This window comes from Vibrio sp. V30_P3S12P165, from assembly GCF_009904905.1.
Lineage (GTDB): Bacteria > Pseudomonadota > Gammaproteobacteria > Enterobacterales > Vibrionaceae > Vibrio > Vibrio fujianensis.
Map to the genome: position 1 here is coordinate 1 of NZ_WXWH01000042.1, position 6,959 is coordinate 6,959.

Annotated in this window: 5 protein-coding genes; 2 read left to right on the top strand and 3 right to left on the bottom strand. The window is 43.6% G+C overall.

The annotated features are described in order from the left end of the window. The coding region (locus tag CAG57_RS09405; RefSeq protein ID WP_161439520.1) for an ATP-binding protein at window positions 1–303 on the top strand (303 nt) is incomplete at its 5' end. 932 nt (window positions 304–1,235) lie between these two features. Here CAG57_RS09405 and CAG57_RS09410 read toward each other — a convergent pair. After that, on the bottom strand, window positions 1,236–1,676 hold the full coding sequence (locus CAG57_RS09410; RefSeq protein WP_099610780.1) for a TM2 domain-containing protein: 441 nt from the start codon (window positions 1,674–1,676) through the stop codon (window positions 1,236–1,238). 249 nt (window positions 1,677–1,925) lie between these two features. On the opposite strand from CAG57_RS09410, the gene CAG57_RS09415 reads away from it, so the two are divergent. Beyond that, entirely contained in the window at window positions 1,926–2,933 is a 1,008-nt protein-coding gene (locus tag CAG57_RS09415; protein WP_161433990.1) for a sugar transferase, read from the top strand. A 24-nt stretch (window positions 2,934–2,957) separates the two neighbouring features. On the opposite strand, the gene CAG57_RS09420 is transcribed toward CAG57_RS09415, so the two are convergent. Beyond that, window positions 2,958–4,289 carry an MBL fold metallo-hydrolase gene (locus CAG57_RS09420; protein WP_161430561.1) on the bottom strand — a complete coding sequence of 444 codons (1,332 nt, stop codon included), beginning with the start codon at window positions 4,287–4,289 and terminating at the stop codon, window positions 2,958–2,960. A 1,364-nt stretch (window positions 4,290–5,653) separates the two neighbouring features. Continuing rightward, window positions 5,654–6,784 (bottom strand): ISAs1 family transposase, encoded by a 1,131-nt coding sequence (locus CAG57_RS09425; RefSeq protein WP_161439521.1) that lies wholly within the window; start codon window positions 6,782–6,784, stop codon window positions 5,654–5,656. Between the last annotated feature and the right edge of the window lie 175 nt (window positions 6,785–6,959).

Below are 6,959 nucleotides of genomic sequence, written 5' to 3' on the forward strand. Positions count from 1 at the left end.
CAATACCTCTCTCGCTCTGTGATGGCTCCAAGGTTATTGATCATTGATGAAATCGGTTACCTGCCGTTTGGGCGAGAAGAAGCCAACCTATTTTTTAATGTGATCGCTAAGCGCTATGAGTATGGCAGTATTATTTTGACCAGCAATTTATCGTTTGGCCAATGGCCTAGCGCATTTGCCGATGATGCGACATTAACGGCAGCGATGTTAGATCGACTGCTTCACCACTCGCATGTTTTGCAGTTAAGTGGTGATAGTTATCGATTGAAAGATAAACGACGCTCAGGAGCAATACCTGAGTAAAAGGGTGGATCAATTTTGATTGATCGTTTTTAAGCTAAAAGTGGATCAGTTTTCGGTGATCGTTGACAGTTGCTGAAGCTAATGAAATACGATTAACTTTTCAGGTACTGGTTTTTAAGACCTGCGCTACTTTTCCTAGAATCTACTCTTCTCTAGAATCTGAGTTTTAAACCACCCCGTCAGGCTCTGCCTGCCACCCCTCCAAGGGAGGGGAATTTAAAAAACATGCTCGCCTCTACTCCCCTGCGGAGGGAATTTAAAAAAACATGCTCGCCTCTACTCCCCTGCGGAGGGAATTTAAAAAACATGCTCGCCTTTGCTCCCCTGCGGAGGGAATTTAAAAAAACGTGCTCGCCTTTGCTCCCCTGAGGAGGGAATTTAAAAAAACGTGCTCGTGAGAACTAACGCAACAAATAACGCATTCGCTCTTATTCCCCACTTCCGAAAGGCGGATGGCAATGATACTGGTGGATGCAGAGAACCTAAAAATGACTAAGCAGTAAACGGGGATGATAATAGGCTTAATTCCCCTCCCTCGGAGGGGTGCCCGTAGGGCGGGGTGGTTGCTGAGGTTAATGAAATACGATTAACTTTTTAGGTACTGGTTTTAAGGCCTGCGCTACTTTTCCTAGAATCTATTATTCTTTAGAATCTGAGTTTAAGACCACCCCGTCAGGCTCTGCCTGCCACCCCTCCAAGGGAGGGGAATTTAAAAAAACATGCTCGCCTTTACTCCCCCTGCGGAGGGAATTTAAAAAAACATGCTCGCCTTTACTCCCCCTGCGGAGGGAATTTAAAAAAAACGTGCTCGTGAGAACTAACGCAACAAATAACGCATTCGCTCTTATTCCCCACTTCCGTAGGGCGGGGTGGTTGCTGAAGCTAATAGAAATTAATCAGAATAACCACAAGCCAAAGTCACAACTGATCCATCAGAACCAAGGTTTAGAGCCATTAACATAAATGTTTTCAAAATCTTCATCTGATTTAGTGAGATAAATAATAAACTCAACAAACGCAATGATACCAATGATCATTGACGGAATACCCAGCAGAATAAACCCAAAAATAAACCCTAGCAGCATAATCCAGCCTTGCTTTTTATAGCCAAGGTAAAATTTATGCACGCCGAACGCACCAAAGAAAAAGGCCAATAAAGCTGCAGCGATTTTTTTTGAAGAGCCAGAGGAGACAGAAAGTGGGTAAACAGAAATAGATTGATCCCCCTCGACAGAAAAGTCGACCGCTGCCCCAACCTTAGGAAACTGGCTACCTTTCCATTCAGACATCGCTAATTGATAACGCTGTCCATCTTCACCCGAAATCAGCCCTAAACGCTGCGATTCATTAAAGTCGATGATAGTGCCTTTCATTTACGTGATACCTCAAATAAGAATAAAGATGCGTATTTTTACCAATTAAACCAAATATGTCTATAAAATCAGTGCGCTTTATTGAATTTAGATGATTATCACTCTATTTTTAGGTGCACCAAGTTGGTGAGCACTCTAACATAGCAAAAATAGAATTCACCAATGACAGCCTTGTATTTATTGCGCTATACTCATTTTCATATTGATTCGCAGGCTTTATCTCTTCCATTCTTATTAAAATAATTTCCTATGACTGATACGTTAAATGGCTCAATACAAAATCGGCAGAATAGCACAACTGTCATAACCTTATCTGAATCAGAAGTGGATTCTGCTCAAAAAATTGAAGAACAATTAGCAAAAGACACACTCCTTATCTATTGTCCGGATGAGGATGTTGCAAAACTAAGTAACCTAGTTTCACGCCATGCCGAGTTTAATGTTGAAATCAACAACTATAGAATTAGAGATTTCAAAAATAAAACACTTTGCCATTTTAGAAGCTCTCACCTCACAAAAGATCAGCAAGCCTTTTTGATTGCAGCAACTGAGCTAGGAGGTTGGGTCGAACCCTTAGTCAGCTTTTTAGACCGTAAACTCGGTTATACCGAAACAGAACTGCTGCACAGTGGTTACTTCCTCCATCAAAAAGCTTTTTCAATATTAACTAATCGAAAGAATAGTTGGGAAAAACGTTTTATTGATCTGTTATTTGTATTTGCTCTTGCATGGGTCGCAATACCAATTGGGCTGTTGACCGCACTGTTCATCAAACTTGAATCACCCGGACCTGTTTTTTTTAAACAACGTCGAACGGGTCAATACAATAAAGAATTTGATGTAATTAAATTCCGCTCAATGCGCAATGATGCAGAAAAAGATGGCGCTAAATGGGCGACAAAAAATGATGCTCGAGTGACAAAAGTAGGAAAATTTATCAGGAAAACACGAATTGATGAACTACCGCAACTCATCAATGTGTTAAAAGGTGAGATGTCGATGGTGGGCCCTCGACCAGAGCGCGAGGTTTTTATCAGTGAATTAGAAAAAGAGATTCCATATTACCGGTTTCGCCATGCAGTAAAACCCGGTGTCACAGGCTTGGCACAAGTAAAATACCCTTATGGAGCATCTATTGAAGATGCGATTTGGAAACATAAATACGATATTTACTACATTAAACATCAAAACTGGAAGATGGAAATAAAAATTCTCTTGCTTACCGTTAAGACTGTATTGTTTGGGATGGGGAGGTAACATGCTCCAACCATACCGCTAAGGCTAAGTGATGACGACACCATTAAATCCAGCGATTTCTAAAGCATGAGCAAAAGCTTGCTTTGTCGCAACCTCACCGTGAATCAAATGGATTTCTTGTGGCGGCTCCGCAATTCCTTTAATAAACGCGAGTAATTCAGATTGATCCGCGTGGGCGGAATAGCCCGACATCACATGAATACTGGCTTTCACTTCGATCTCTTCTCCATCAATACAAATCGATTTTTCACCCTGGGTAATGGTTCGACCTAAGGTTCTCTCCGCTTGAAAGCCGGCAAAAATCACATCGGTACGCTCATCTCCCAGTAAGGCTTTTAAATATTCAACAATTCGCCCGCCTTGGCACATTCCTGATGCGGCCACCACAATCGCGGGCGCACCGGTTGAGGCGAGACGATTGACTAACGCCTGATGAGTACCATAATCAGTAATTTGTATACACTGATCGAAAGCCAGCGGATGACGATGCATCTCTAAACGCTGCTTGGCCTCTTCTCCCCATAGGGTTTTAAAGCGGCGGTACGATTGGGTGACTTGTTGAGCCATGGGTGAATCAAGAATAATCGGCAGATCGGCATCAATTTTGTGCTCAAAAATCAAGCGTTCAATATCAAACAATAGCTCTTGGGTACGGCCAACACTAAAAGCGGGAATTAAAATGGTGCCGCCATTTTCTAATGAGCGCTGAATAATCTCGCGTAATTTTTCAGCGCGACCAGCCACATCATCATGATTGCGGTTACCGTAAGTGGTTTCAATGATCAGATAATCGGCTCGCTGCGGCGATTGTGGATCAGGCAGTAATGGCGTATTACTCGGCCCTAAATCACCTGAAAACACAACCACTTCATCGTTAGCTAAACGCAGCTCGACATAAGCGGAACCAAGAATATGCCCGGCTGGTTGAAAGCGAAGTTGCAGTGAAGCCTGAGCCTGACGATGAGCTGAAATGGTGGCCCATTCGCCATAGCAACATGGTTGTAAACGCTGTTTTATGGCTTGTAAAACTTGCTCAATTTGCTGGCGATTAAGGCCCAATTGCAATTTAAGCCCATCTTCTAACATTAACGGAATCAGCTCTGCACTGGCTGGCGTACAATAAATTGGCCCGGTAAAACCCGCAGCAAGCAACCACGGCAGGCGACCGATATGATCAATATGCGCATGCGTCACAATCAGCGCATCAATATGCTCCACTGGAAAGTCCAACTCAATATCTCGGGCATCTTTACCTTGAAACATGCCACAATCGATCAGCACTGCCACACCATCGGCGCGCAACTCATGACAAGAACCAGTGACTGTATCTTTACCGCCATGATGAAGTATTTGCATATCCTTTGCCTTATTCTGAAAATGAATACGCAAACACTAGCATAATGAATAAAAAACAAGATAGGGAGGAAAAGAAAATTCGAGCCAGTTGGCAGGAAATCCACCCTACTTTGTGCAACTTATAAGTCGCCAAGACCACCCCGTCAGGCTCTGCCTGCCACCCCTCCAAAGGAGGGGAATTTTATGCAGTGCTAGATGGCGAGGTGATCGATTTATTCACTACCAACGTTGTGTTTTTAATTCCCCTCCCTCGGAGGGGTGCCCGTAGGGCGGGGTGGTTGCTGAGGTTAATGAAATACGATTAAGTTTTTAGGTACTGGTTTTAAGACCTGCACTACTTTTCCTAGCACCTGCTCTTCTCTAGAATCTGAGTTTAAAACCACCCCGTCAGGCTTCGCCTGCCACCCCTCCAAAGGAGGGGAATTTTATGCAGTGCTAGATGGCGAGGTGATCGATTTATTCACTACCAACGTTGTGTTTTTAATTCCCCTCCCTCGGAGGGGTGCCCGAAGGGCGGGGTGGTTGCTGAGGTTAATGAAATACGATTAACTTTTTAGGTACTGGTTTTAAGACCTGCACTACTTTTCCTAGAATCTACTCTTGTCTAGGATCTAAGTTTAAGACCACCCCGTCAGGCTCTGCCTGCCACCCCTCCAAAGGAGGGGAATTTAAAAAAACGTGCTCGTGAGAACTAACGCAACAAATAACGCATTCGCTCTTATTCCCCTCTTCCGAAAGGCGGATAGCAATGATACTGGTAGGTGAAGAAGATCTAGAATAACTAAGTGGGAATGAAAGGAGGTTTAATTCCCCTCCCTCGGAGGGGTGCCCGAAGGGCGGGGTGGTTGCTGAGGTTAATGAAATACGATTAACTTTTTAGGTACTGGTTTTAAGACCTGCGCTACTTTTCCTAGAATCTACTCTTGTCTAGGATCTAAGTTTAAAACCACCCCGTCAGGCTCTGCCTGCCACCCCTCCAAGGGAGGGGAATTTAAAAAAACGTGCTCGTGAGAACTAACGCAACAAATAACGCATTCGCTCTTATTCCCCTCTTCCGAAAGGCGGATAGCAATGATACTGGTAGGTGAAGAAGATCTAGAATAACTAAGTGGGAATGACAGGAGGGTTTAATTCCCCTCCCTCGGAGGGGTGCCCGTAGGGCGGGGTGGTTGCTGAGGTTAATGAAATACGATTAACTTTTTAGGTACTGGTTTTAAGACCTGCACTACTTTTCCTAGCACCTGCTCTTCTCTAGAATCTGAGTTTAAAACCACCCCGTCAGGCTCTGCCTGCCACCCCTCCAAAGGAGGGGAATTTTATGCAGTGCTAGATGGCGAGGCATGGCAATCGCATGAACATCCCCGTCATTCAAGGGCTCCGATAACCTTGCTTAAGTACTTCACATCCATCGCGCACTTCATCCGTTTGCGTTGAATGCCACCCTTAAAGCTCATTTCTTGCTTTAAAAGGTTCAAACAGGCTTGTCTGATCCTTGAAAAAGCCTCTGCGCGATCATCGACTCGAATGCGACATGCATCTTCTCTAAAAGTAACATCAAGTTGCCAGTGCATCGACTCAATTCCCCAGTGAGAACGCGTTGCATCATGCAACTCTTTCGCACTGAGTTTCTTCGAGCTGATGTAGAAGCGAACAGACATATCTTGCTCTGTCGCACGCTCTTCTGTTTTACGCATGTTGACCATGATGCCAACACTTTTCAGATTTGGCCATTCAAGCTCTAAATCACCTAAAAATGACAACTCATTCGTGACTAATGCACAGCGTGTTTCCTCACGGCCATGCCCTTTTTCTTGGCTCGCATAACTGTCGCCCTCTGCAAACTCCTGCAACATCGAAGGGCGATAAAACTCACCTATCGCTTTCTCTAACGAGCCTTGGTTTCCCTTTACAGCAAGTAAGTAATCGGCATTTTTATCGATTATCTTTTGCGCTATTTTTCTCTGACAACCCATAGCATCAATCGTCACTAAGCAACCAGAAATATTTAGCAATTCCAATAACTTCGGTATTTCTGTGATTTCATTGGTTTTTTCATTCACCTTAGATTGGCCAAGACAAAGCCCTTGCGCGGTTGCAAATGCATTGACCATATGAATTGCAGAGCGTTCCTCAGATTTGTTATAAGAGCCGCGTACCGTTTTTCCATCAATGGCAATGACTTCACCATCTGTAATTTCATGGCAATCTTTCATCCAACTAATGAACGCTTTTTGCATCGCTGACGGGCTCACCATGCCCATAACGCGCGCGATAGTATCTGACGACGGAATACCATTCTCAAAATCACCCAATGATTTAAGAAAATCGGTTCGGCTTTCACCAAAATCATAGATACCTTCCCAGGTATCAAAACCGGAGAGTACACCACAGATCGTCAACAAAATAATGTCTGACAATTTGTGTTCTACCTTAGCGGCTTGACGGTAATCTTTTATCACTTCGAAATGCATAAATGGGTTCGTTATTGTCGTCATAATTTGGCTCCGTTTAAGTACAGAACCATTAAAAAACACTCAAAATGATCTACAAATTGATCCTTAATGAGTTTCCAATGTTGTGATGAATGCTAAAAAAAATACCTTGTAAATTAGAAGATATTAATTTGACGAAAGCCCTTTAAAAATGGGCACACTCATGCGTTTTCCCTGA

Bases quoted from the DNA above. Each gene is read 5' to 3' on its own strand.
- CAG57_RS09410 (WP_099610780.1), bottom strand. From the start codon at position 1,676: ATGAAAGGCACTATCATCGACTTTAATGAATCGCAGCGTTTAGGGCTG.
- CAG57_RS09425 (WP_161439521.1), bottom strand. From the start codon at position 6,784: ATGACGACAATAACGAACCCATTTATGCATTTCGAAGTGATAAAAGAT.
- CAG57_RS09420 (WP_161430561.1), bottom strand. From the start codon at position 4,289: ATGCAAATACTTCATCATGGCGGTAAAGATACAGTCACTGGTTCTTGT.
- CAG57_RS09415 (WP_161433990.1), top strand. From the start codon at position 1,926: ATGACTGATACGTTAAATGGCTCAATACAAAATCGGCAGAATAGCACA.